This is a genomic window from Acetobacter suratthaniensis, from assembly GCF_017377745.1.
Lineage (GTDB): Bacteria > Pseudomonadota > Alphaproteobacteria > Acetobacterales > Acetobacteraceae > Acetobacter > Acetobacter suratthaniensis.
The window spans coordinates 107,935-130,374 of the sequence record NZ_JAFVMG010000006.1; the positions used below are offsets into that span (position 1 = coordinate 107,935).

The following is a 22,440-nucleotide window of genomic DNA, read 5'->3' on the forward strand; positions in this document are numbered from 1 at the left end:
GGAATTCCCGTCTTTGCCAAGAGGAAAAAACGAAAGACTTTTTTTATTCGTCCAGCACGGAGTAACGCTTGCGCGCGCTTTTGATGCTGATATGGTTTTGACCTTGAAATCCGTCATACATGACAGGCGGCCCCGGGGCCGGGCCGCCATCAAAGGTGAAAGAGTAGGCCGCTTTCTGATGAGTTCCCAGATAACGCTGGTACACCGGACGTGTTACCGTTACGACAGGCCGGTTGTCATGGGGCCGCAGACAGTCCGCTTGCGCCCCATGAAAGACTGCCGCACACCTGTATTGTCCTACACGCTCAAGGTAGAGCCCGCAGGGGCTGAACTGGGCTGGGGGCAGGATGATAACGGCAATGAAACTGCCTTTATCCGCTTTGATGAAAAAGTGACCCATTTCAATGTCGAAGTCAGCCTCGTCGCTGACATGAGGGTGTACGACCCCCTGCGATTGACTGACGAAAGCCCCCTCTGCACGCAAGACTGTGATACGGCCTGCCGGAGCCAACCTCAATTGGGGGAGCATGCCACAACCTTTATCAACGATTTACACGCTCTGTTGCCAGAAGACCCCGCCCGGAAGTTTATCAAGCTGAACGAAGTGATTGCCCGGCGGGTACGTTATGAACGCCGCATGGAGCCGGGAGTTCTTTCAGCCGAGGACGTATTGAGCCGTAATTGTGGCTCCTGCCGGGATAGCGCGTGGCTTATGGTGCTGCTGGCACGTCATATGGGCTTTGCTGCACGTTTTGTCTCTGGCTATCTGGTGCAAAGCCTGCATGGTGCCGGAGACGAGGAAGTTCTGAACGGAGACCTGCACGCATGGGCTCAAGTTCTGCTGCCTGAACATGGCTGGCTGGGATTTGATACAACTTCAGGCAGGCTGGCAGGGGAGGGGCATATTCCACTTGCCGTAGCTGCGGAACCAGAAGGGGCTGCCCCCATTTCGGGTCTACTGGATCGATGCGAGTCCTGTTTTAATGTTTCCATGCAGGTTCAGCGTCTGTTTTCATGAAAAAATTCTCGTGCCAGTCCTGCGGGCAATTGCTGTTTTTTGAAAACACCCGTTGCGAGCGGTGTGGGGCAACGCTCGGGTTTGTGCCCGAAACCGCCCGTCTCTCTGCCTTACAGGCCGGGGCGGATGGAGTATGGTTCCCGCTGGATAGCGAGGCGACTAGCGTGGATGGGCAGACCATCGCACGGCGCTTCTGCGCCAATCACGCCCATCATGTCTGTAACTGGCTTTTGCCTGCCGAGGATGTTGAAACAGTTTTCTGTTTTGCCTGCCAGTTCAACAGAATCATCCCCAATTTGGATATGCCGGGCAATCAGGAACGCTGGTACAGGCTGGAAGTCGCCAAACACCGGCTGTTTTACACAATCCTGCGGTTAAACCTGCCTGTTTACACGCGCAGGGAAAGGCCAGAAACAGGTCTTGTCTTCGATTTTCTTGATGATCCACCAGACGGTTCAACCTCGATCATGACCGGACATGCGAATGGTGTCATCACCATCGCCACCAAGGAGGCAGATGACGCCTACCGGGAAGGCATGAGGGTTGAGCTGGGTGAATATTACCGCACTCTGCTAGGGCATTTCAGGCACGAAATCGGGCATTATTACTGGGGTCTGCTGATACGCGATGGCGGGTGGCTGGAAGACTGCCGAGCAATTTTCGGGGATGACCGGCAGGATTATCAAGCAGCTCTTGCTGCCTACTACCACCGGCCAGAGTCCGCTCACTGGCGGGAATCCTTTGTCAGCCTTTATGCGACTTCGCATCCATGGGAAGATTTTGCCGAAACATGGGCGCATTATTTCCACATCGTCTCAACGCTGGAAACAGCACTCGCCTATGATGTGTCAGTCAGTGCAGATATGGGTGGTGCTGCGCTGACAGGCCATGCTGGCGATCCCTACACACGAATGTCGTTCGACGAAATCATTAATGCCTGGGTGCCTCTGGCCTCGGTTGTCAACGCACTCAACCGTTCCATGGGGTTGCCGGATTTTTATCCTTTTGTGCTGACACAGGGCGTGCGGGCAAAGCTGGCCTTTATCCATAAGGTCATCCGCGACACGCAGGAAAAGCAGCGCACACACCCCGTATAAAAGGGCAGAAATCAGGGGCACCCCAATCGGGTCAGCGGCTCGGGCGAATCCGTGGATCAAGCGCCATGTGCAGGACATCAACCAGCGCATTGGCAACCACCACGAAGGTAGCCGAATACATGACTGTTGCCATAATCAACGGCAGGTCCATATTGCTCAGGGCTTGATAAGTCAGGTGGCCAACGCCGGGCAGGCCGAACACCACTTCAGTCATAAGCGCACCACCCCCGGCAAGCTGTGCAAAATCCATGCCGAACAACGCGGTATAACCAATCAGCGCCATACGAAGGCTATGTCGCAGCATGATCCGCGAGGGGGATAACCCTTTGGCGCGTGCCGTACGAATAAAATCTTCATGCGAAAGGGCAATCAGGTCGGCCCGCAGAACGCGGCTATATATGCCAGTAAAGGCCAGAGCCAGCACGCACCACGGAATGACAAGCGATAAAAACCACCCCAATGGGTTTTGTGTAAGCGGAATATAACCCGGCGGCGGCACCCATGCGAACCACCAGCGGTCATGATAGCGGCTTTGGGTGAGCATGTTCATGACTTCACCCAGCCAGAAAACGGGAATGGAAATCCCCACCATGCCCAGAGCCATGATCATACGATCAATCATGCGCCCTTTCATGGCTGCGGCCAGAGTGCCAGCCAGTAGCGACGTAGCAATCCAGATCACGGCAGCCCCACAGACCAGTGAAGCCGTTACAGGGGCCGCATGTAAAATTTCAGGCACAACATGTTCGCCCCGATTGGCATAGGAGGCCAGATCCCGGGTGATGAAGAGCTTCTTCATCATGATACCGTACTGAACGGGCAGGGAGCGGTCGAAACCATACTCCTTGCGGATTGTTTCCATCACCTGCGGCGATGCCCCCCGTCCGGCAATACGCGCCGTTGGGTCCATCCCCGGCGTTGCGAAAAAAACACCGAATACCATGGCAGAAATGCCAAACAGAACAAACAGGGTCTGAGCCATACGGGAGAGAAAAGCGCGCAGCATGATCTGGCCTATGGCTCCCGTCCCGCGCTGCGCGGGTCAAGGTGGTCGCGCAAAGAATCCCCCAGAATGTTCAGGCAGAGCACTACGGCGGCAATCGCCAGCCCCGGTGCTATGGCAACCACGGGACGGGTATAGATCAGGCCTTCCCCATCCTGAATCATGGTGCCCCATGATGAGGCCGGTGCCTGCACCCCAATGGACAGAAAGGACAGGGCGCTTTCCGTCAGCAGCGCCATGGCCATAACCAGTGGCCCGAGCACGACCAGCGTATCACTGACATTGGGCAGAATATCAAACAGCACAATACGCCAGCGCGGCACCCCCAGACAGCGTGCTGCCGTTACGAATTCAGCAGTTTTCAGGCTCATGACCCGCGCACGGACTGGCCTGGCCGCATAAGGCATGTAAACCAGCGCGATAATCATGACAGGCACAAGAAGGCTGTTACCTTCAAGCGTAAACGGCCCAAGATGCAGGCCCGTTGTAATGGTGACGATCGAAAGGCAGATAGCAAAAAGATAAACCGGCACAGCCCACATAATGTCCATCAGCCGGGAAAGCACACTATCCACTACCCCCCCCATAAACCCGGCCACCACACCAATAAGCGTGGCAAAAACCAGACACAACGTAGCGGAAGCCGAAGCAATCAGCAGGGAGTTACGACCGCCATAGAGTAGCCGGGCCGCAATGTCGCGCCCCTGACTATCCGCCCCCAGCAGATAGTGGGTATGCCACGTAGGCCCAATAGGACTAAGCCCCAGATGCAGCGGGTTATCATTAGGCTGCATCAGATCAACTTCCTGCCCATCAAGCATAATACTGCCCGCAACATTGGCGCTGAACGGATCTGTATGCGCGATACGTGCAGCATAAAATGGCGCCATAAGGCAGGACAGAACGATCAGGAGCAGGCAAAGCCACGCAAACCGGGCCGTGTTATCGCGGGCCAGCCCTATCAGGGCTGTTTTCCACGGGCCGGATGAGTCAAGGCGTTCTGGCTGGGTAGAGGATGTATTCATTAACCCCGACATAAAAGACAGTCATTACACCCCACAGGATGCGGGCTGGCGTCAGTTTTGACAACTCCACATAAAAAACACCCTACCGGGCTTTTCACAAAACTATCACCTCATACTCATCAGGTATTGGATAGAGTGTGCGCACGCTCGCAATAAATACAAAGAGAGGCAGGGCCATGAAAGCTCGGCACGCTTCAAAACAGTCCGTTTCAGTGTCTCAGGAATGCTGGAGAGAGGCTGTGCACGAAAGATGGCGCTCGACCCTGCTCCGCGTATGGGAAGGGCAGGCGGAAAAGCCTCAACTGGCGACTGGCCGGAAAAAAATGCTGCCGCGCCCCGTCATTACCCGGAGTGCTGAATGCGGCTCGGTCAGGGTTGAACTGTCCTAAGCAGCTTTCAGAGCATAAATTCGCGCGAAAAAACTGGTCAGTGTAGTAATCTCCTTTATAAAAACAGGCTTTGCCAGCTTTTTGGATTGGTCATGCCTGTTCCTGCCATTGATCCGTTTCACGCTATCGCCATTAGTGCGCTGGCGCATCAGCTCGAATCACAGGGCCGCAGTATTATCCATCTGGAGTTTGGCCAACCCTCCACGCCCGCGCCTCAGGGCGCGATCAAGCGCGCACACCATGTGTTGGATACAGACCCCATGGGGTATTGGGAAAGCGAGGCGCTTAAACAGCGCATTGCCACCCATTATGTCGAGCAGTACGGCATTACCGTTGCGCCAGAACGCATCATTCTGACCTGCGGGGCCTCTGCCGCACTGGTGCTCGCTATTTCGAGCTGTTTTGTGCCGGGGCAATCGGTGGCGCTGGCGCGGCCGGGATATGTGGCCTATCGCAATACTCTGCGGGCCTTGCATGTCGGGGCGCAGGAAATTCCCTGCGGGCCGGAGACACGCTTTGGGCTGACAGCCCAAGCTATCGGCGCCCTTGATCCGGCTCCGGCCGGGGTGATTGTTGCCAGCCCTGCCAACCCCACCGGCACAATTCTGTCCCCAGATACCCTGCGCGACATCGCAGCTTTGTGCCACCAGCGCGGGATGGTGCTGATTTCCGATGAAATCTATCATGGGCTAAGTTACGGTCAGCCCGCAAAAAGCATGCTGGAGTTCGCCCCCGACGCCTTGGTGGTGAACAGTTTTTCCAAATATTTTTCCATGGCGCCCTGGCGTCTGGGATGGCTGGTGGTGCCGGATCATCTGATTGGTGCGGCCCGCGCACGCATGGGCAATCTGTTTCTGCCGCCTTCAGCTCTCAGCCAGCATGCTGCACTGGCTGCCTTTGACTGCAACGCGGAGTTACAGGCGCATGTAGCAACCTATCGGCGCAATCGTGATCTGTTTTTAGAGGCTTTGCCAGCCATGGGCCTGAACCGCCTCGCCCCACCGGATGGCGCGTTTTATATTTACGCCGATATCCGGCACCTAACGGATGATAGTCTGGCATTTTGCCGCCAGCTCCTGCTCGATACAGGCGTCGCCTGTGCACCCGGCATTGATTTCGACCCCGTAGATGGCAGACACTTCATCCGCTTTAGTTTTGCGGCATCAACCGCGCTGGTGAAAGAGGCTCTGGCCCGCATGATTCCGTGGTTTGCCGCCCGCCAGACGGGGGGCAATGCAAAAACCTGAACCAATCATGCGCAGAACGCTTGCGTTTATACGGCCAAAGTCATAAGAGGAAGCGCCAATGGTCGGGTGACCTGCGGCGCTGTTTCGTCAGCGGGTTGGCCTGCCTCGTTGTTTTTCAGCAAGGGTGCCCGTTGCATGACTTCTTCCCCCTACAGCCGTGTTCTAGAAGCCCTGGCTTTTGACGATGTCCTTGTCGTGCCAGCCGCTTCCGATGTCGTGCCCGGACAAACCGAGGTGCGCACGCGCCTGACACGCTCCATCGAACTTAATATTCCCCTGATTTCTTCCGCCATGGACACGGTGACGGAAGACCAGATGGCCATCGCCATGGCGCAGCAGGGTGGTCTTGGTGTTATTCACAAAAACCTGACGTCTGATGAGCAGGCCGAACAGGTGCGCCGGGTCAAGCGCTTTGAATCCGGTATGGTGGTCAACCCCGTAACGGTCGGGCCGGATCAGACGCTGGCCGAAGTCCGCGCTATCATGCAGCACCACGGTATCAGTGGCCTGCCAGTTGTGGAGCCGGGGTCGCAGCGTCTGGTGGGCATTCTCACCAACCGTGATGTGCGCTTTGCGGTTGACCTCAACCAGCGCGTGTCAGAACTGATGACGCGCGATAATCTGGTGACCGTACGCAACAGCGTCGATGCCGATACCGCTCGCCAGATCCTGCATAAGCACAGAATTGAAAAGCTGCTGGTTGTTGACGATGCTGGCCGTTGCATTGGCCTGATGACCGTCAAGGACATGGACAAGGCCGTAGCACACCCGCTTGCCATCAAGGACGCCATGGGCCGTCTGCGTTGCGCCGCCGCAACTGGTGTGGGTGATGACGGTTTCAATCGCGCCAAACAGCTGGTCGAAGCCGGTGTGGACGTACTGGTGGTCGATACTGCCCATGGCCATTCCGCCGGTGTGCTCAAAGCCGTTGAGCGCCTCAAGGCTTTCGATGCTTCGGTGCAGATCGTAGCCGGTAACGTTGCTACGCCAGAAGCAGCCCAGGCACTGATTGCAGCAGGTGCCGATTGCGTAAAAATCGGCATCGGGCCGGGCTCCATCTGCACCACGCGTATCGTGGCCGGTGTGGGTGTGCCGCAGTTCTCTGCTGTTCTGGAAACCTCTCAGGCCTGCCGTGAGCTGGATGTCCCCTGTATTGCAGATGGTGGCGTTCGCACCTCGGGCGATCTGGTCAAGGCCATTGGCGCGGGTGCCGATGTGGTCATGATCGGCTCTCTGCTGGCAGGCACGGATGAGGCGCCGGGCGAAGTGTTCCTGTATCAGGGCCGCTCCTATAAGTCTTATCGTGGCATGGGCAGCCTTGGCGCCATGGCCCGTGGCTCGGCGGACCGTTACTTCCAGCAGGAAGTCAAGGACGCTCTCAAGCTCGTGCCCGAAGGGATCGAGGGGCGTGTGCCTTACAAGGGCAGCATGGCCGCCGTTATCCATCAGCTTGTTGGCGGCCTCAAGGCTGGCATGGGCTATACGGGATCACGGCAGATTGCCGACCTGCAGACCCGTGCGCGCTTCCGCCGCATTACCGGGGCTGGCCTGCGTGAAAGCCACGTACATGACGTGTCCATCACGCGTGAAGCCCCCAACTACCGTCAGGACTGACAGCCTCACATGATACCTTCCGCCAGGCTTGCCGCCAGTATTGATCTGCTGGCGGCCATGGAAGCCGCGCCGCGTAAACCCGCGGATGCCGTGGCCAACAGCTTTTTTCGGGAAAGACGCTATATTGGCGGAGGAGACCGGCGGGCCATTTCCGGGCTTGTCTGGGATGTCATGCGCGGCTGGCGCAGGCTGGGCTGGTGGCTGCAAAAGCAGAACCTGCCCGTTTCAGCCCGTCTGCTCTGCGGGGCAAGGCTGGTGCTGGATGGCATGGCCGTATCCGCCGTGGCCAACCTGTACGCTGAAGGTCGCTACGCGACCGGCGTACTGGAGCGCCATGAGTGGGATGGCTTCATTGCCATGCAGGACAAGTCACTGGATAACCCGGATATGCCCAAGGCAGTCCGTCTGGAGCTGCCAGACTGGCTTCTGCCCCGGCTTGAGGAAACCTTTGGCCCGGCCCTTGAGACCGAAATCAAGGCACTCTCCGGCGAAGCGCCGCTCGATCTGCGGGTGAACACACTGCGAGCTGACCGTGCCGAAGCACGCAAGGCACTGGCGCGTGAAGGCCTGCATGCGGAACTGACACCGCACTCTCCTTGGGGGTTGCGCCTTGAAAGCCGTCTGCCTGTTACGGCCAGCGCGCCATTTCGTGATGGCCGGGTGGAAATACAGGACGAAGGCAGCCAGCTTGTCGCTGCCCTGACTGGCGCGAGCCCGGAAATGCGGGTTCTGGATTACTGTGCCGGAGCGGGCGGAAAAACACTCGCCATGGCGATGATGATGAACAACCGTGGCCACATTGTCGCGTGCGATGTCTCAGAGCCCCGGCTTGATGGCGCCGTGCGCCGTTTGCGCCGTGCGGGAGTACACAATGTGGAGCGTCACCTGCTTGGAGCGGGAGACAAATGGGCCAAGCGCCGCGCCAAGTCGTTTGACCGGGTGCTGGTGGATGCGCCCTGTAGCGGCACCGGCACATGGCGTCGCAATCCTGATGCCCGTTTTCGTACTACCGAAACGGATCTGGCCGAACTGCTGGTCAAGCAGGCGGCGATCATGGACAGGGCAGCCGCCCTCGTACGCCCAGGCGGGCGTATGATTTATGCGACCTGTTCACTGCTGAAAGCTGAAAATACCGATCAGGTTCATGCGTTTCTGGCACGCCATCCTGATTTCCGGCTTGTGCCATCAGAAGCGCCTGATCTACCTGAAGCCCTGCGGCATGAGAGTATGATCAGCCTGACCCCCGCGCGCGATGAAACCGATGGTTTCTTTGGTGCCGTAATGGAACGCATTCCAGAGCAGGATGAAGCCGACACGGCTCAAGCCTGAAAAATCAGGGCTGAACACCTGATGGGTGAATGGTAATGGCCTGCGCGTTTGTTGCAAGAACAGCGCGCAGGTCGTTTTGTGTCAGGGCCACGCATCCTTCGGTCGGAGCCTGATCAGTCCGCAGCAGATGCATAAAAATGGCTGATCCCGCGCCGGGGCGTGCGGGAGCGTCATTATATCCGATCACAACAAGAAGATCATAAACATGGTCATCCCGCCACAGGCGTTCGTGCCGGGCGGAGTGGGGCAGGGTCACAAGCCTGTTGTAATCGGCAGAGGCAGGATCATCGCACCAGCCATCCGTTGGCGCCAGAGGTGAGAGGGGCAGGGACGTAATAGGCCGGGCTATACGATCAGCCCGGTAGAAAACCTGCCGCAGCGGATAAAGGCCGGTGGGGGTACACAAATCCCCTTCGCGCTTATGGGAACTTATGCCGTTTTGTCCAATGCGGGCCTTCATGATATTGTGTCCGCAATGCAGTCGTGCATCGCTCAGGCTATCTGCTCCGGCATAGATGTGTATCATCATGACCAATCTTGCCCCTGTTTATGTTTTCTTGGGGTATTGACGTATCATGCGGGCTAACAGAAACCGAAGCGATTCGGACATTGAACGTGGAATATGTCGGACAGCCGCGATGTAGGCTTGAGACAAGGAGATGGACCCCATGACGGGTGCGCGCCCCATTTTGGTTGTTGATGATGATCAGGTTATCCGCAAAACATTGGCGGAACAGTTGCAGCTTGACGGAGAATTTCAGGTTCTTGAGGCCGCAACGCTGGCTGAAGCGCGCGAAAAGATCAAAGGCCCGGATGCACGGTGTGATGCGCTTCTGCTCGACGTGACCCTGCCGGACGGAGATGGTCGCGATTTTTGCGCAGAAATCCGCAAGGAAGGCCTGCGCATGCCCGTGATCATGCTGACCGGCTCGGACGACGAGGCCGATATTGTCCGTGGCCTTGATGCCGGGGCGAATGATTACGTTGCCAAGCCTTTCCGTATTGCCGAACTGCTGGCCCGCCTGCGGGCTCAGCTCAGGCTGTTCGAAAATAGCGAAGACGCGGTTTTCTCTATCGGGCCTTATACATTCAGGCCGTCCGCCAAGCTGTTGCAGGATACCGTCAAGAACCGCCGTATCCGCCTGACGGAAAAAGAAACCGCCATTCTGAAGTTCCTGTACCGCGCTGGCACTCGCCCGGTGCCGCGTCAGGTGCTGCTCAACGAAGTCTGGGGCTATAACGCCGCGGTAACCACCCATACGCTGGAGACGCATATTTATCGTCTGCGGCAGAAAATCGAGCCGGATCCGGCTCATGCTTCCCTGCTGGTGACGGAAGGGGGCGGTTACCGCCTCAACCCTGAGCTGGAAACGCAAGGCTGAAAAAACTAGCTACGCACTGACATGGGCCGCAGGCAGATCAAATGCCTGCGGCCCATGTCGTATCTGGCCTAGTGTTCGATGACATCCAGAATTTCGTATTTGGCGAACTCTTCCATAATATCAGAATAACGTTTCCAGTTTTCCGGAGAGTTCGTTGGTGTGGTGCAGTCCGCGTAAAAGAAATAAACATGATGCTCAGAGTTGGAGCGCACCAACCCCATGGAAATCAGCTTGGTTTCCGTCAAGCCTTCTATCTTGTATTTGCTGACATGGCCGCGCTTCTGTAATCCAATCGGAGCGTAATACCTGTTAAGAATATGAAATGTACCATCATCATTAATTTCTATGCAGTAGGGTAGAAAGACTGTTCTTACGGTGGGCATGATAATCCTTTCATGAAAATACCTCACCAGAGCTTAGCATTTTTCTGAGAAAGGTATTTTTGCTTTTTAAAATTTTGCCGTTTTTTCATAAAAAGAAAACCTGCATGACCAGCGCTCCCGTTTTATGAGACAGCCTTTTTATCATGCGCCACAATAGGGCGCCGCAGAAGATAAATATCCATGATCCAGCCATGCTCTTTACGGGCCTGCGCCCGTGTTTGCATGATTTCATCCGCCATGTCAGATAATGGGCCTGACAACAGGATCTGCTCTGGCATGCCCACATAGGCTCCCCAGTAAATCTGCACATCCGTAGGGTCGATATGGCTGAAAGAACATTCTCCATCGAGCAGAATAATCAGCGTATCCACACCATCGGGCCATCCTTTTTCGCGCAGGTGGCGTCCCGTGGTGACCATAAAGGCCGCACCGATTTCATTCAGGGCGATGGTATGCGCTGCCGTAAGCGCATTAATGGACATAATACCCGGAATACTGCGTATCTGCTCTGGTGGCAGCAGGCGTGCGGCAATTCTGAGTGTGCTGTCATACAAAGCAGGATCGCCCCATACCAGAAGTGCTACTCTTCCCCCCTGCGGTAGATGAGCCTGAATAGTCCTGCTCCATACAGCCGCTATGGCATCGTGCCAGTCTTCCACGCCTTGCTGATAATCCGCATTGGCCGCATCGCGCACCGGCATGTCGAAGGAGGCAATTTTTGTGTCCGGGTTGGTCAACACATCGCTACAGAGCGTTTCGCGTAAAGTGGCCAGATCTGCCTTGGCTTTTCCTTTGCGTGGAATAAGAATCAGGTCTGCCTTGTTGATTTCCCGAATGGCCGCCAGTGTCAGGTGTTCAGGGTTGCCGGTGCCTATCCCGATAAGCGAGAGCGTGATCATGTATTGGCCTCCGTAGTGAGCCGTGGTCAGGGGAGAGCCGTTCATGTGACATCGGCAATAAAATGGAAAAATGTACCCGTTGCTGTCCCTCTGCGTGAACCGGTTTCAGGCACGGGGGCGCCGTTTGCATCCACCACATGGGCCAGAGGCTGATCGGGCTGCGCGGTGATGGTCGCATAGTGGAACTCATGTCCCCGCAGCCGCTGGCCTGTTTTGCGGCCGGGCATTGGCCCATCAAGCGTTGCCAGCCTGTAACCCAGATGCATGCGACGCTTTGCGAACGATGTCTGTAACCCCAGAAGCCCTGCCATACGATGCGTTACACCCTCTGCATCCGTCAGGGTTTCTCCCATAACCATATATCCTCCGCATTCGCCATGCACCGGATGGGTTTGGGCATACTGTCGCAATCCATCGAGAAAATGTCGGGCATTAGCCAGCACACCCGCATGAAGTTCAGGATACCCACCGGGGAGCCAGCAAAGGTCAGAAGTCGGGTGCGGGGCTTCGTCAGCCAGAGGTGAAAAGGGAAGAATATCCGCCCCAGCCCGCCGCCACTGTGTCAGGAGATGCGGATATATAAAGGAAAACCCCCGATCCTGCGCCAAGGCGATACGCTGCCCCGGCGGGGCAATGAATGGCAGCGGCGTACAGGCCGATGATCCAGCTGCCAGTTGCAGGAGACGTTCCAATGCAACATGGCGGCCAATAAACGCTGCCAGCGCTGCCAGTGTCGCATGAAGTTGTTCATGCTCCCCTGCCTGCACCAGACCGAGATGACGTTCAGGCAGGGTCAGGTCAGTCTGGCGTGGCAGAACCCCCAACACCTCAATGCCAACCTGCGCCATACCAGCACGGGCCAGTGCCTCATGGCGGGGGCTTGCAACCCTGTTCAGAATAACACCCGCCAACTGGACATCGGGCCGAAAGGTAGCAAACCCCTTGGCGATAGCCGCAGCAGATTGCGCCTGCCCTGAAACATCGAGCACCAGCACCACTGGCCACCCCATCATGGCGGCCATATCGGCACTCGCTCCGTTGCCACATGCGCCGGGAGTAGCCACACCATCAAACAGCCCCATCGAGCCTTCAGCAATAATCAGGTCGGCCCCATCAGCCGTGCTGACCAGCCCACTCATAGAGTGGGCTTCCATTGCCCAGCTATCCAGATTGAAAGAGGGTTTGCCTGATGCTGCGGTATGAAAGGCCGGGTCTATGTAATCCGGGCCGTTCTTGAAAGCCCTGACATCCAGTCCCTGCGCCCGATAGGCAGCCAGCAGGCCGAGCGTCAGGGTTGTTTTACCTGACCCCGAAGCCGGTGCGGCAATGACCAACCCACCGGGTTTGCCGGTTTTAGCGCTCATGGGTTTTGCGGAAAACGGGGCTGCGTACCCACCGGGCGATAGCGCCGGTCGTAATCAGCCGCATACAGGCGACTTTCCTCAAACGCGCCTGCCGCCAGAGGAGCGCCAACCAGAATAAGTGCTGTACGCTCCATCTGTTGCGCAATCTCCAGGTCAAGAGTGCCTAATGTCGCGCGCACGATCCGCTCATCCGGCCAGCTTGCCCGCCACACCACAGCAATGGGGCATTCAGCCCCATAATGTGGCAGCAATTCGCTGATAACGCGCGGCAACACATGCACCGACAGGTGGATGGCCAGTGTGGCGCCAGTTTGCGCAAAAGCACTCAGGGTCTCACGTTCCGGCATGGCACTGGCCCGGCCGGATGTACGCGTCAACACCACGGACTGCGCAACACCGGGACGGGTCAACTCCACATCCAGTGCGGCCGCTGCTGCTGCGAAAGACGGCACACCGGGTGTAATATCATAAGGAATACCCAGCGCCTGAAGGCGGCGTATCTGTTCCCCCATGGCCGACCACACAGAAAGGTCGCCCGAATGTAACCGGGCAATATCCTGCCCGATAGCATGGGCGGAGGAGATTTCCTCGATGATGTCATCCAAGGATAAGGGAGCTGTGTTGATAACCCGAGTACCCGGCGCACAATGTTCCAGAACCCCTTCGGGAATGAGCGACCCTGCATACAGACAGACGGGACTTTGAGCGATCAACTTTGCACCGCGCAGTGTCAGAAGATCGGGCGCACCCGGCCCGGCACCGATAAAATGAACTGTCATGCTCCCATAAGTCCTTCTGTCTCAGCCCATGCTGCACTGGCTGTGCCGTCAGTCGATACAATACGCGCCACAATAATCTGAGCCCCATGCCCCGCAGCCAGCAGGGCCGTGGCTTCGGCCACACTCCCCGTGCCGAAAAGTGCCTGAATACGGGGGGAGCCTGTAGGGGTTACAACCCCAGCAAGCCGGTTTTCATCTACCCCCATAACAGGCAGCCCATGATCCCGCGCAAGAGCCAGCAAAGCAGGATTCTGCACCCGTCGGGCCAATGTCGCCACGGCATCTGGCAAGGAATGCTGAGCGTTATGTGAGCGGGCTTGATCCAGCACACCACGCATAACCTGTTCAAGAGCTTCACGCGGGGCATGGGGACGCAGACCAAAGCCCACCACCCTCATCGGGTCACGCTCCACTGCACAACAGGGCGGGAAGGGGACCACCCACGCATACGGCCCAAAGGCTGGGATTCAGCGAGTTCGATGCGCAGCAGGCTCCCCCCGGCACGGGCGTGCCATGTGGCCAACAGGGTTTCGGTTTCCAGCGTTACGGCGTTGATAACAATCCGGGCTCCCATCGGCACCTGTGCCCAGAGCCGTTCCAGCAGGGCTTCGTTCGCACCGCCTCCAATGAAAACTGCCTCTGGTAGCCTATGCGGAAAACTCTCTGCCGTATCTGCCTGCAATACACTCAGCCTGTGCTCCACCCCAAACCGGGCGGCATTGGCACGAATACGCATGCAACGTTCCAGATCACGTTCAACAGCACAGGCTTGTCCACCCGCCAGACACCACTCCACGCTGATGGAGCCAGAGCCAGCCCCCAGATCCCACAACACTGCGTTGGGCCGTGGCGCCAGTGCCGAGAGGGTTAGCGCACGCATGGGGCGCTTGGTAATCTGGCCATCATGGGTGAACAGATCATCCGGCAAACCAAAGCCGACAGGCAGACCCGCAGCATCTGGCCCTTCGCCACACACAGACAGAGCTACTGCGACGGGTGCCTGAATATCCGCGAAAGCAAAACTATCAGCCTGCGCAGTTCTTATACGCTCGTTTGCTCCCCCCAAGGATTCCATGATGTGCAAGCGGCTTGAGCCAAAACCCCGCTCGTTCAACCAGCGGGCCAGTTCTTCAGGTGCTTTGCCGTCACGCAGAAGGCAAATTGCTCGCCCGCCAGTGCGCAGAACAGGCACAAGCCGCTCGAAAGGCGCTGCGTGCAGGCCCAGACAGGGCGTTTCTTCCAACCGCCAGCCCATACGCGCAGCAACCCATGAGAACGTCGAGGGAGCCGGGTAGGCACACCATTCACCCGGGACGAGATGGGCACACAGGCTACCGCCCGCGCCATGCCAGAATGGATCGCCTGAAGCCAGAACTGCCACTTTGCGCCCGCGCAAAGCCAGAACTGCCTCTATGCTGAAAGGTACGGGCCAAGGGGTAGCTTTAGGAGAGAGCTCCAGCCCGGCGAGGGCCAGATGGCGCGGCGCACCAAAAACCACCTCGGCCTTATCCAGCGCTGCACGGCTTGCCGGAGCAAGGGCTTCAAGCCTATCTTCGCCAATGCCAATGATAGACAGCCAGGGAATGACAGTGCCGCAGGTATCGGGGTCAGACACGACACGCATCCTGTTGCTGGGCGGCACAAGCGAAGCCTCGCAGATGGCCCGCGCTCTGGCAGCTACGGGGCGCAGGGCCATTTTTTCCTATGCTGGGCGCACCGCTACCCCTATCAGCCAGCCTCTGCCAACCCGGATTGGTGGCTTTGGTGGCATAGCGGGGTTGGCCGCCTATCTGCGGGCGGAAAACATTACGCATGTTATCGACGCAACGCATCCGTTCGCGGCACAGATGAGTGCTAACGCTGTTGCGGCCTGCTCCATGACAGGCACCGCCCTGTGCGCACTGGAACGCCCCGCATGGGAATCCGGACAGGGTGACCGATGGGTATCTGTGCCCGACACCGCAGGGGCGGCAAAAGCTTTGCCAGAGCGCCCGGCACGGGTATTTCTGGCCATCGGCCGCCAAACGCTGGAGACTTTTGCCTGCCGTAGCCAGCATTTCTATTTGCTGCGGCTGGTTGATACCCCCGAAGCCCCCTTGCCGCTGCCCCATGCGCAGGCCGTTATAGCACGTGGCCCCTTTACTCTGGCCGAAGACCTGCAACTGCTGCGCACGCACGCCATCACCCATATCGTTGCCAAAAATGCCGGAGGAGCGGGTGCCCGTGCCAAACTCGATGCCGCGCGTGAACTCGGCTTGCCGGTTATCCTGATCGACCGCCCGGCTGTGCCGCCCCGTCTGCTCAGGCACAACGTAGAGGATGTCATGCACTGGCTTGATCATGGCCCAGCCACAGGAGCCGCTATAGAGCGTGGTGTATAAACCCAACGCCCGACCTGCCGTGTTTGACTGTTGCCAACGATTACCACCGTGCGCATATCCGCCATATCGGGCGTGGCCTGTTCGAGCGTGACAGTCCGTAGAGTTTCATCGGGGGTGCTGACAGCGCGGGCGAAAGTAATCAGACGCTGGCTTTCGCATTCCTCACGCAGGATTTCGAGCACACGCTCAAACTGATGTGGGCGGCTTTTGCTGCGCGGGTTGTAAAACGCCATGGCAAAGTCACCCCGCGCCGCCATGCGCAGCCGTTGCTCAACCACACTCCACGGTTTGAGGTTATCTGACAGATTGATCGCGCAGAAATCATGGCCCAGCGGTGCCCCCGCACGGGCTGCGGCGGCCAGCATGGCGGTAATTCCGGGCAGAATGCGGATATTCACCATCGTGTCGGAAGATTCAGCGTCCAGCACTTCGAAGAGGGCAGACGCCATAGCGAAAACCCCCGGATCGCCCGATGAGACGATAACTGCATGGCGGCCCTGCCGGGCCAGTTCCAGTGCATGGCGGGCGCGGGTGAGTTCTTCACGGTTGTCGCTGGGGTGCAGGCTCAGCCCCGGCCTCGGGGCAATGCGCCCCACATAGGGAATATAACCCAGAATATCCGTGGCCATGTCCAATGCCGCCTGCACTTCAGGTGTAACCAGCATGGGATCACCCGGCCCCAGCCCCGCGACAACAACACTCCCGCTCATGGCTGCGCCCCATGGCTTTGCGCTACAGGTAGCACGTCCGTCCTATCCCGCCGCTCCGGCCTCCGGCCATTGCCATGTACCAGCACAATTGCGAAGTAAGGACAGTCCTGCTCGGCGGCATCCACCAGACGGAGCACCCGTTGGTTGGGCATGGTACCCCGTTCAACCAACCACGCCCGCTCCAGCAAGCCAGTCTGGGTCAGTGCACGCCTTATTTTTGGCAGGTTCCGCCCAGTTTTCATGATCACCAGAGCATCAGCCTGACGCATGTGATGCACAAGAGCGCTTTCGGACAAGGTGCCGGGCAATACGGCCAGCACATCATCCCCACAGGTAATCGGCTGACCTGTCGCGTGCCAGCAGCCGGTCATACCCGGAATGCCCGGTACAATCTCCACAGGGCAGCGCCCCTGCAAGCGGGCATGCAGATGAATGAATGAACCGTACAGGAAGGGGTCTCCTTCGCACAGGACAATGACATCATGCTGCTGTGCCATCTGACACAGGCGATCGGCCCACTCATCGTAAAAACTTGCCAGCAGGTCGTTATAATCGACGCAGGCAAAGGTAATCTCGGTCGTGACGGGATATTCCATAGGATATTCCGTTACATCCGGGTGCAGCATCCCCTCCACAATCCGGCGAGCCTGCCCCATCTGTCCAGCCTTGCGGAAATAGGCGACATGCAGCCCCGCCTCAATCAGTCGGGCCGCTTTGCGGCTCATCAGATCGGGGTCTCCCGGCCCCAGCCCCACGCATGTAATCGTGCCCATGAAGTTACTCCCTGTCACAGGCCAGCGCGTTGACCGCAGCAACCGTCATAGCCGACCCGCCCAACCGCCCCCGAACAATCAGGGCCGGGCAGGGGGCATCCGCCAGCAGGGCTTCTTTTGATTCTGCTGCCCCTACAAAACCCACCGGGCAACCAATAATGGCGGCAGGGCGGGGGCAGGCCGGGTCTTCCAGCATATTCAGCAGGTGAAACAGCGCTGTGGGCGCGTTGCCAATGGCGACAATGCTGCCCGCAAGGAATGGCCGCCATAATTCGATAGCCGCCGCAGAGCGCGTTGTACCCATGCTCCGTGCAAGCTCCGGTACCGTGGGTTCATGCAGGGTGCAGATCACGCGGTTCTGCGCAGGCAGGCGTGAGCGAGTAATGCCTTCTGAAACCATACGCGCATCACACAGAATGGGTGCGCCAGCCTGTAAGGCTGCCCGGGCTGTTTCAGCCATGCCGGGTGTAAAAATAACGTTTTCTTCCAGCCCCACCATGCCAGCCGCGTGAATCATGCGCACGACAACCTGTTCTTCAGTCGGGCTGAACCCTTCGAGCGTGGCTTCAGCCCGGATAATGGAGAAAGACTGGCGGTAGATGGCCGCGCCATCGGTTTCAAAGCAGTGGGGCATCAGTCCTTGGTCATCAGCTCGGGGTGGGCACGCAACCTTTCTGCTGAAAGGTTACAAACTATGGGCTGGTCTGTTGTAGTGCCATGATGGATGAGAGCAAACCCCCCGCTTTGCGCAACCAGTGTCAACGGGGCAGCCTGAGGATGCGCGCATCCCTTGGCACAGCCCGAAACATGCAGAAAAGCCTGTTCTGGTACAAACGCCGCAAGATCAGCCGCCAGCGCCCGCACTGGCGCCAGAGCCTGCGGGCAGGCAGGCGCCCCCGTGCAGGCGGTCACACGCAGGCGGGCATCGCCTGCGTGTAGCAGGTCAGCAAGGGCCGGGGGCGTGCATACGCCTTGCAGCACAACCATGCGCCATGGTGTCAGCCGCAGAGGGGCCATGCTGGCCAGTGCGGCCAATGTTGCGGCCTGACACTGACCGAAGGCTAGCCCCGCCATCCATCCGGCGGGTGTAAGACCGGGCGCAGGTATAAAGGGGAGGCAGGCGGGCACGGGCACATCATACCCATCCGGCAGGGAGATGCGGCGTACATGCGCTGCCATCCGGCCCCGACCGTTTGTAATACCGCCACTGTGCATGAACCAGCCTGCCAGAGCCACCGCCTGTTCTACGGCCTCATGGGGTTCGACAATCCGGCCTGTATACGCGCCATCAGGGTAGAGGATCAGGGCGCCAGCGGGTGTCCGTTCCAACCGGATATCCGCTGATGCCTGTCGCAAGACCGGCTGGCCTACACAATCTAAAGCAAAGCCGAACTTTCCCGGTAATTGCAGGTTTTCATGGGCTATGGCGTGCCGCAGGCGGTTTTCCAGCGCTTGCGCCAGAGCGTGAGTGCCGTCATCTGCCTGCCAGAACGGCGTTACCATGATATTGCGGGCCGATTCCGTTTCGGGGTCTGGGTCGAGCAGACCAAGGGCACACAACCCGTCCAGCACCGCAGCATGACTATCCGGCCTGATCCCACGCAGTTGCAAATTGGCACGGGCGGAGAAATCTATCAGCCCGTTGCCATGATGGCGGGCCAAAGTCGCCAGCCCTCCGACCTGCTCACGCGACAGGCACCCACCATGCGGGCGTACACGCACCACCAGTCCATCGCCCGACAGCATGGGGCGCAGGGCACCGGGACACCATCCTTTGATAATGGGCGGGGGAGGGCGCGACATCAGCCGGGTGCATCCAGTCTGGCGTGAATGGAATTGCTACGGGTCTGCCATAGTCCTGAGGCCGCCAGTGCTTGAAACCGTATCCGCATTTGCGCAAGAGCCTCGGGGTTCTCGCGTGCCAGAAAGGCGGCTACATCGTCTCGGCCCAGTGTGGCCTCGAAATACAAATCGAACAGATGTGCTGGCACCTGCCGTGTCAGTTGTGCAAACGCAGCAAGATTATCAAGTGTTGCGGCAATTTCTGCCGCCCCACGAAAACCATGCCGCATCATGCCCGCCGCCCAGACAGGGCTGGTTGCCCGCACGCGTACAATGCGGGCCAGCTCCTCACCCAATGCCCGCGCCTGTGGGCTCCCTGCGCGGGTGGTATCCACATGATACAGAGCAGGCTGTTTATGCCCCAGTGCGGACATGGCGGCTGAAAATCCGCCCTCATGGGTCGCGTAATCACGGGCCAGAAGCAGATCCATTTCCGGCAGATCCTGAATATGCGCGAAGGTATCGGCTGTGCGCAGCCGCTCCTCTAGCGCCACCCGGTCACGCGAGATGGCCCCTGTTGCATCCATGCTCCATTCGGAGGCTTTCAGCCACGCTTCTCCGGCGGCATAACGGCTCTGTTCATCGAAATGCTCTGCCGGATCATCCATGGACAGACCATATGTACCGGGCTGCGGGCCGAAAACGCGCGGGATGCGGTGATGGTATGGGTTGCTATGTCTATCCTCTTCCGTACGCTCGGCCAGAGCACTGGTCGCGGCATCGAACAACCGCGCCAGATCTGGGAAAATATCCCTGAAAAGACCCGACACACGCAGCGTGACATCAATCCGGGGCCGCTCCAGCAACACAGGAGGCAGGATTTCAAAACCTGAAACCCGTTCCGAATTGGGCTCCCAGATCGGGGCCAGCCCTGCGAGATGTAGCGCCATGGAGAATTCTTCTCCCGCTGTGCGCATGGTAGCGGAACCCCACAGGTCGATCACCAGTCCCTTTGGCCAGTCTCCATGATCCTGCAAGTGACGGCGCAGCAGTTCTTCCGCCAGCTTTACGCCCTGTGCATGAGCCGCGCGGCTGGGTACCGCGCGCGGGTCAACCGCGTATAGATTACGCCCCGTGGGCAGTACATCCGTCCGCCCCCGCGCCGGTGAGCCAGATGGCCCGGCTTCAACCCTGAAACCGGCAAGAGCACGCACAAGCCCGTGGTTTTCGCCTTCGCCCTGTCCGTAAATATGCAAGCCATCGCCAAACTGGCTTTCCTTCAGATCACAGACAAAGCGATCAATACGCACCATGGCTTCAGCCGGGCTTGCCGCAGTATCCTGCCCCAGATCAGCCTCTACGCCGGTTGCCTGTGCTTCCGCACGAATGAGAGGGATCAACCGATTGCGGCGCGCCGGGTCAAGACCATCAGCCGTGGCATATTCATCCAGCAGGCGTTCAAGATGCAGCAGACCTTCAGGTATGTCGGCCCGCACCATTGCAGGGGGCATATGCCCCAAAGTCAGGGCGCCGATCCGCCGCCGGGCCTGAGCGGCCTCACCCGGATCATTGACAATAAACGGGTATATGACAGGCGTGGCCCCGCACAGGGCCTCTGGCCAGCAGGTTTGCGATAACGCCACAGCCTTGCCCGGCAACCACTCCAATGTGCCATGTGCTCCGACATGTACCAGCGCATGGACTCCCTGCGCCCGTAACCAGAGATAAAACGCAACATAGGCATGGCAGGGTATGCGCGCGGTATCGTGGTAATCGGCATCCCGTTCAGCATGACGGCCGCGTTCAGGCTGAAGGGCCACCAGCATATGGCCTCTACGGGTCAGTGCGAAATGAAACGCACCGTCCCGCACGGCAGGGTCTAGCTCTGCCCCCCCCCACACCGCATCAAGTTGCGTGCGCAAGGCGGAGGGCAGACTTTGCAGAGCGTCTTCATAAGCCTTCAGGGGCCACTGGATGTCCTGTCGGGACAAAGCTCGAGCAAGTGGCTCGCTGCCTGGCAAGACGCCATACCCTTCTGCCGAGAGGATTTCCAGCATGGCTTCGGTAGAGGCAAGGGCATCAAGCCCCACCGCATGGGCCATCTGATCTGTCCGGCCCGGATAGGTTGAGAGTACGAACGCAATAAGGCGCTGGCCGGGCGGCGTAATGGCCAGCCGGTGCCATGCTGCTACCTTGTCTGCAATGGCTTCTATCCGATCAGGAACCGGCTGATGCAGAACACGGGCAAACTCAAGAGCCGGGTTTTGCTGTTCGAGAGCTTTGAAGCTGGCCACTCCGGCCATGATCCGCCCATCCACCTCCGGCAATACGACATGCATGGCCAGATCTGCGGGAGAAAGTCCACGTTCGGCTTCCTCCCAGTCTTTGTAGCTGCTGGTGGCAAGTGCAATCTGAAAAACCGGGCAGCCCGGCCCATCCAGTGGAGAAGAGCCGCCTGCATCCTGCCCGGAAAAGGCGGTTGCATTGATAATAACCGCCGGGGACGCCTGTAAGAGCGCCGCACGGAGCCACGGTGCGGACGCCCCCTTGAGTGAGGGCGCAAACAGGCAGGCTACCCGAAACCCGCGCGCATGCAGGGCTTTGGCCAGTGCATCCACCGGGGCGGTATCCGCACTGGTCAGGTAGGCACGGTAAAAGACGATGGCGGCCAGCGGCAAGGCGCCTTCTGGCGGGGCAGACACAACCCCGGTACCGGGTTGATACCACCCACAGTCTGGTATGGCGGATACTGGAGCGGCCTGCGGCGCAGGCAGGCCAGCCGTTTGCGCCAGCAGGCATAGGGCTGCGTAAGCCGCTTCTGCTCCGCCTGTATCGCACAGCCGGGCGAGGGTACGCAGCGGCTCGGCTGGAATGGTGGAGAGCGCCTCCAGTGTCGGGTCATCTCTGCCGTCAGCCGGAATGATGGCCAGCGCCATACCGGTAGAACACGCGAGGGCATTGAGCTGTTCCAGCCCGTAGCGCCAGTAAGCAGCCCCACCGATCAGCCTGACAAGCACCGCACGGCTGCCGGAGAGTGTGCGTTCGATATAGGTATCAACACTGAGCGGGTGTTTAAGGGCGGCAAGACTGGCAAGACGCAGCGCGGGCAGGACATTCTGTCCCGCCTGCCAGCCTGCGGCGAAAGCACTCAGGTCGCTGTCTGAAAAAGAAAGAACGACAAGCGGGGCCGGGCTCTGACCAAGGTCTGTGGCGTTTTCCAGCTCATCAAGACCCCGGTTTTCACGAAAAATAACGTGCATTGCCC

22 protein-coding genes are annotated in these 22,440 nt (G+C 58.7%); 8 read left to right on the forward strand and 14 right to left on the reverse strand.

Annotated features, from left to right (window positions below):
- The first annotated feature begins 178 nt into the window (after positions 1-178).
- Positions 179-1,018 carry a transglutaminase family protein gene (locus tag J2D75_RS07655; RefSeq protein WP_207854179.1) on the forward strand — a complete coding sequence of 280 codons (840 nt, stop codon included), beginning with the start codon at positions 179-181 and terminating at the stop codon, positions 1,016-1,018.
- Positions 1,015-2,115, forward strand: coding sequence for a zinc-binding metallopeptidase family protein (locus J2D75_RS07660; protein WP_207854180.1), 1,101 nt, complete (start codon positions 1,015-1,017; stop codon positions 2,113-2,115). The genes J2D75_RS07655 and J2D75_RS07660 overlap by 4 nt, the downstream gene beginning before the upstream one ends.
- A 31-nt stretch (positions 2,116-2,146) precedes the next feature.
- On the opposite strand, the gene J2D75_RS07665 is transcribed toward J2D75_RS07660, so the two are convergent.
- Together J2D75_RS07665 and J2D75_RS07670 are read right to left on the reverse strand one after the other, a co-directional pair.
- Positions 2,147-3,121, reverse strand: coding sequence for an ABC transporter permease (locus J2D75_RS07665; RefSeq protein WP_207854181.1), 975 nt, complete (start codon positions 3,119-3,121; stop codon positions 2,147-2,149).
- Positions 3,122-3,129: 8 nt separating this feature from the next.
- On the reverse strand, positions 3,130-4,155 hold the full coding sequence (locus J2D75_RS07670) for an ABC transporter permease (RefSeq protein WP_243428593.1): 1,026 nt from the start codon (positions 4,153-4,155) through the stop codon (positions 3,130-3,132).
- A 227-nt stretch (positions 4,156-4,382) separates the two neighbouring features.
- On the opposite strand from J2D75_RS07670, the gene J2D75_RS07675 reads away from it, so the two are divergent.
- From J2D75_RS07675 to J2D75_RS07690, 4 genes are all read left to right on the forward strand, one after another.
- The gene (locus J2D75_RS07675) at positions 4,383-4,532 is read left to right on the forward strand and encodes a hypothetical protein (protein ID WP_207854182.1); all 150 of its coding nucleotides are present in this window, start codon (positions 4,383-4,385) and stop codon (positions 4,530-4,532) included.
- A 92-nt stretch (positions 4,533-4,624) separates the two neighbouring features.
- The gene (locus J2D75_RS07680; RefSeq protein WP_207854183.1) at positions 4,625-5,779 is read left to right on the forward strand and encodes a pyridoxal phosphate-dependent aminotransferase; all 1,155 of its coding nucleotides are present in this window, start codon (positions 4,625-4,627) and stop codon (positions 5,777-5,779) included.
- Positions 5,780-5,914: 135 nt separating this feature from the next.
- Positions 5,915-7,393: an IMP dehydrogenase gene (gene guaB / locus J2D75_RS07685; protein WP_207854184.1), complete on the forward strand. Its 1,479-nt coding sequence runs from the start codon at positions 5,915-5,917 to the stop codon at positions 7,391-7,393.
- A 9-nt stretch (positions 7,394-7,402) separates the two neighbouring features.
- The gene (locus J2D75_RS07690; RefSeq protein ID WP_207854185.1) at positions 7,403-8,722 is read left to right on the forward strand and encodes an RsmB/NOP family class I SAM-dependent RNA methyltransferase; all 1,320 of its coding nucleotides are present in this window, start codon (positions 7,403-7,405) and stop codon (positions 8,720-8,722) included.
- A 4-nt stretch (positions 8,723-8,726) separates the two neighbouring features.
- Here J2D75_RS07690 and J2D75_RS07695 read toward each other — a convergent pair whose 3' ends face one another.
- Positions 8,727-9,251: a L,D-transpeptidase family protein gene (locus tag J2D75_RS07695; RefSeq protein WP_207854186.1), complete on the reverse strand. Its 525-nt coding sequence runs from the start codon at positions 9,249-9,251 to the stop codon at positions 8,727-8,729.
- Between the two features lie 139 nt (positions 9,252-9,390).
- Between J2D75_RS07695 and J2D75_RS07700 the strand changes: the two genes are divergently transcribed.
- Positions 9,391-10,104, forward strand: coding sequence for a response regulator transcription factor (locus tag J2D75_RS07700; RefSeq protein ID WP_207854187.1), 714 nt, complete (start codon positions 9,391-9,393; stop codon positions 10,102-10,104).
- 68 nt (positions 10,105-10,172) lie between these two features.
- Here J2D75_RS07700 and J2D75_RS07705 read toward each other — a convergent pair whose 3' ends face one another.
- The 6 genes from J2D75_RS07705 to cbiE all read right to left on the reverse strand — a co-directional run bounded on the left by J2D75_RS07705 (position 10,173) and on the right by cbiE (position 15,144).
- Complete coding sequence (locus tag J2D75_RS07705) at positions 10,173-10,487, reverse strand: hypothetical protein (protein WP_207854188.1); 315 nt, start codon at positions 10,485-10,487, stop codon at positions 10,173-10,175.
- A 122-nt stretch (positions 10,488-10,609) separates the two neighbouring features.
- Positions 10,610-11,386 (reverse strand): precorrin-6A synthase (deacetylating), encoded by a 777-nt coding sequence (gene cobF, locus J2D75_RS07710; RefSeq protein ID WP_207854189.1) that lies wholly within the window; start codon positions 11,384-11,386, stop codon positions 10,610-10,612.
- Between the two features lie 41 nt (positions 11,387-11,427).
- Positions 11,428-12,750 carry a cobyrinate a,c-diamide synthase gene (locus tag J2D75_RS07715; RefSeq protein ID WP_207854190.1) on the reverse strand — a complete coding sequence of 441 codons (1,323 nt, stop codon included), beginning with the start codon at positions 12,748-12,750 and terminating at the stop codon, positions 11,428-11,430.
- Positions 12,747-13,529 carry a precorrin-4 C(11)-methyltransferase gene (gene cobM, locus J2D75_RS07720; RefSeq protein WP_207854191.1) on the reverse strand — a complete coding sequence of 261 codons (783 nt, stop codon included), beginning with the start codon at positions 13,527-13,529 and terminating at the stop codon, positions 12,747-12,749. Before cobM ends, J2D75_RS07715 begins: the two co-directional genes overlap by 4 nt.
- Entirely contained in the window at positions 13,526-13,927 is a 402-nt protein-coding gene (locus tag J2D75_RS07725) for a cobalamin biosynthesis protein (protein WP_207854192.1), read from the reverse strand. The genes cobM and J2D75_RS07725 overlap by 4 nt, the downstream gene beginning before the upstream one ends.
- Complete coding sequence (gene cbiE, locus J2D75_RS07730) at positions 13,924-15,144, reverse strand: precorrin-6y C5,15-methyltransferase (decarboxylating) subunit CbiE (protein ID WP_265782962.1); 1,221 nt, start codon at positions 15,142-15,144, stop codon at positions 13,924-13,926. Before cbiE ends, J2D75_RS07725 begins: the two co-directional genes overlap by 4 nt.
- Between cbiE and J2D75_RS07735 the strand changes: the two genes are divergently transcribed.
- Positions 15,119-15,910: a cobalt-precorrin-6A reductase gene (locus tag J2D75_RS07735; RefSeq protein ID WP_341534967.1), complete on the forward strand. Its 792-nt coding sequence runs from the start codon at positions 15,119-15,121 to the stop codon at positions 15,908-15,910. The genes cbiE and J2D75_RS07735 overlap by 26 nt on opposite strands.
- On the opposite strand, the gene cobJ is transcribed toward J2D75_RS07735, so the two are convergent.
- The 5 genes from cobJ to cobN are packed head-to-tail and all read right to left on the reverse strand — an operon-like array spanning position 15,868 to position 22,435.
- Positions 15,868-16,620, reverse strand: a complete 753-nt coding sequence (gene cobJ, locus J2D75_RS07740) for a precorrin-3B C(17)-methyltransferase (RefSeq protein ID WP_207854195.1) — start codon at positions 16,618-16,620, stop codon at positions 15,868-15,870. The two genes, J2D75_RS07735 and cobJ, sit on opposite strands and share 43 nt — an antisense overlap.
- Positions 16,617-17,393 (reverse strand): precorrin-2 C(20)-methyltransferase, encoded by a 777-nt coding sequence (locus J2D75_RS07745; RefSeq protein ID WP_207854196.1) that lies wholly within the window; start codon positions 17,391-17,393, stop codon positions 16,617-16,619. Before J2D75_RS07745 ends, cobJ begins: the two co-directional genes overlap by 4 nt.
- A gap of 4 nt (positions 17,394-17,397) precedes the next feature.
- A complete protein-coding gene (locus J2D75_RS07750) occupies positions 17,398-18,027 on the reverse strand; it encodes a precorrin-8X methylmutase (RefSeq protein ID WP_207854197.1) in 630 nt (209 codons plus the stop codon).
- Positions 18,027-19,196, reverse strand: a complete 1,170-nt coding sequence (gene cobG / locus J2D75_RS07755; protein WP_207854198.1) for a precorrin-3B synthase — start codon at positions 19,194-19,196, stop codon at positions 18,027-18,029. Before cobG ends, J2D75_RS07750 begins: the two co-directional genes overlap by 1 nt.
- Positions 19,196-22,435 (reverse strand): cobaltochelatase subunit CobN, encoded by a 3,240-nt coding sequence (gene cobN / locus J2D75_RS07760; protein ID WP_207854199.1) that lies wholly within the window; start codon positions 22,433-22,435, stop codon positions 19,196-19,198. Before cobN ends, cobG begins: the two co-directional genes overlap by 1 nt.
- Positions 22,436-22,440: the final 5 nt, after the last annotated feature.

What these genes read in the sequence shown, in the direction of transcription:
- J2D75_RS07745 (WP_207854196.1), bottom strand. Translation starts at nt 17,393, where the DNA reads ATGGGCACGATTACATGCGTGGGGCTGGGGCCGGGAGACCCCGATCTG.
- J2D75_RS07705 (WP_207854188.1), bottom strand. Translation starts at nt 10,487, where the DNA reads ATGCCCACCGTAAGAACAGTCTTTCTACCCTACTGCATAGAAATTAAT.
- guaB (WP_207854184.1), top strand. Translation starts at nt 5,915, where the DNA reads ATGACTTCTTCCCCCTACAGCCGTGTTCTAGAAGCCCTGGCTTTTGAC.
- J2D75_RS07695 (WP_207854186.1), bottom strand. Translation starts at nt 9,251, where the DNA reads ATGATGATACACATCTATGCCGGAGCAGATAGCCTGAGCGATGCACGA.
- J2D75_RS07700 (WP_207854187.1), top strand. Translation starts at nt 9,391, where the DNA reads ATGACGGGTGCGCGCCCCATTTTGGTTGTTGATGATGATCAGGTTATC.
- J2D75_RS07670 (WP_243428593.1), bottom strand. Translation starts at nt 4,155, where the DNA reads ATGTCGGGGTTAATGAATACATCCTCTACCCAGCCAGAACGCCTTGAC.
- cobJ (WP_207854195.1), bottom strand. Translation starts at nt 16,620, where the DNA reads ATGAGCGGGAGTGTTGTTGTCGCGGGGCTGGGGCCGGGTGATCCCATG.
- cobF (WP_207854189.1), bottom strand. Translation starts at nt 11,386, where the DNA reads ATGATCACGCTCTCGCTTATCGGGATAGGCACCGGCAACCCTGAACAC.
- cobN (WP_207854199.1), bottom strand. Translation starts at nt 22,435, where the DNA reads ATGCACGTTATTTTTCGTGAAAACCGGGGTCTTGATGAGCTGGAAAAC.
- cobM (WP_207854191.1), bottom strand. Translation starts at nt 13,529, where the DNA reads ATGACAGTTCATTTTATCGGTGCCGGGCCGGGTGCGCCCGATCTTCTG.
- cobG (WP_207854198.1), bottom strand. Translation starts at nt 19,196, where the DNA reads ATGTCGCGCCCTCCCCCGCCCATTATCAAAGGATGGTGTCCCGGTGCC.
- J2D75_RS07725 (WP_207854192.1), bottom strand. Translation starts at nt 13,927, where the DNA reads ATGAGGGTGGTGGGCTTTGGTCTGCGTCCCCATGCCCCGCGTGAAGCT.
- J2D75_RS07690 (WP_207854185.1), top strand. Translation starts at nt 7,403, where the DNA reads ATGATACCTTCCGCCAGGCTTGCCGCCAGTATTGATCTGCTGGCGGCC.
- J2D75_RS07680 (WP_207854183.1), top strand. Translation starts at nt 4,625, where the DNA reads ATGCCTGTTCCTGCCATTGATCCGTTTCACGCTATCGCCATTAGTGCG.
- J2D75_RS07665 (WP_207854181.1), bottom strand. Translation starts at nt 3,121, where the DNA reads ATGCTGCGCGCTTTTCTCTCCCGTATGGCTCAGACCCTGTTTGTTCTG.
- J2D75_RS07660 (WP_207854180.1), top strand. Translation starts at nt 1,015, where the DNA reads ATGAAAAAATTCTCGTGCCAGTCCTGCGGGCAATTGCTGTTTTTTGAA.
- J2D75_RS07715 (WP_207854190.1), bottom strand. Translation starts at nt 12,750, where the DNA reads ATGAGCGCTAAAACCGGCAAACCCGGTGGGTTGGTCATTGCCGCACCG.
- J2D75_RS07750 (WP_207854197.1), bottom strand. Translation starts at nt 18,027, where the DNA reads ATGCCCCACTGCTTTGAAACCGATGGCGCGGCCATCTACCGCCAGTCT.
- J2D75_RS07655 (WP_207854179.1), top strand. Translation starts at nt 179, where the DNA reads ATGAGTTCCCAGATAACGCTGGTACACCGGACGTGTTACCGTTACGAC.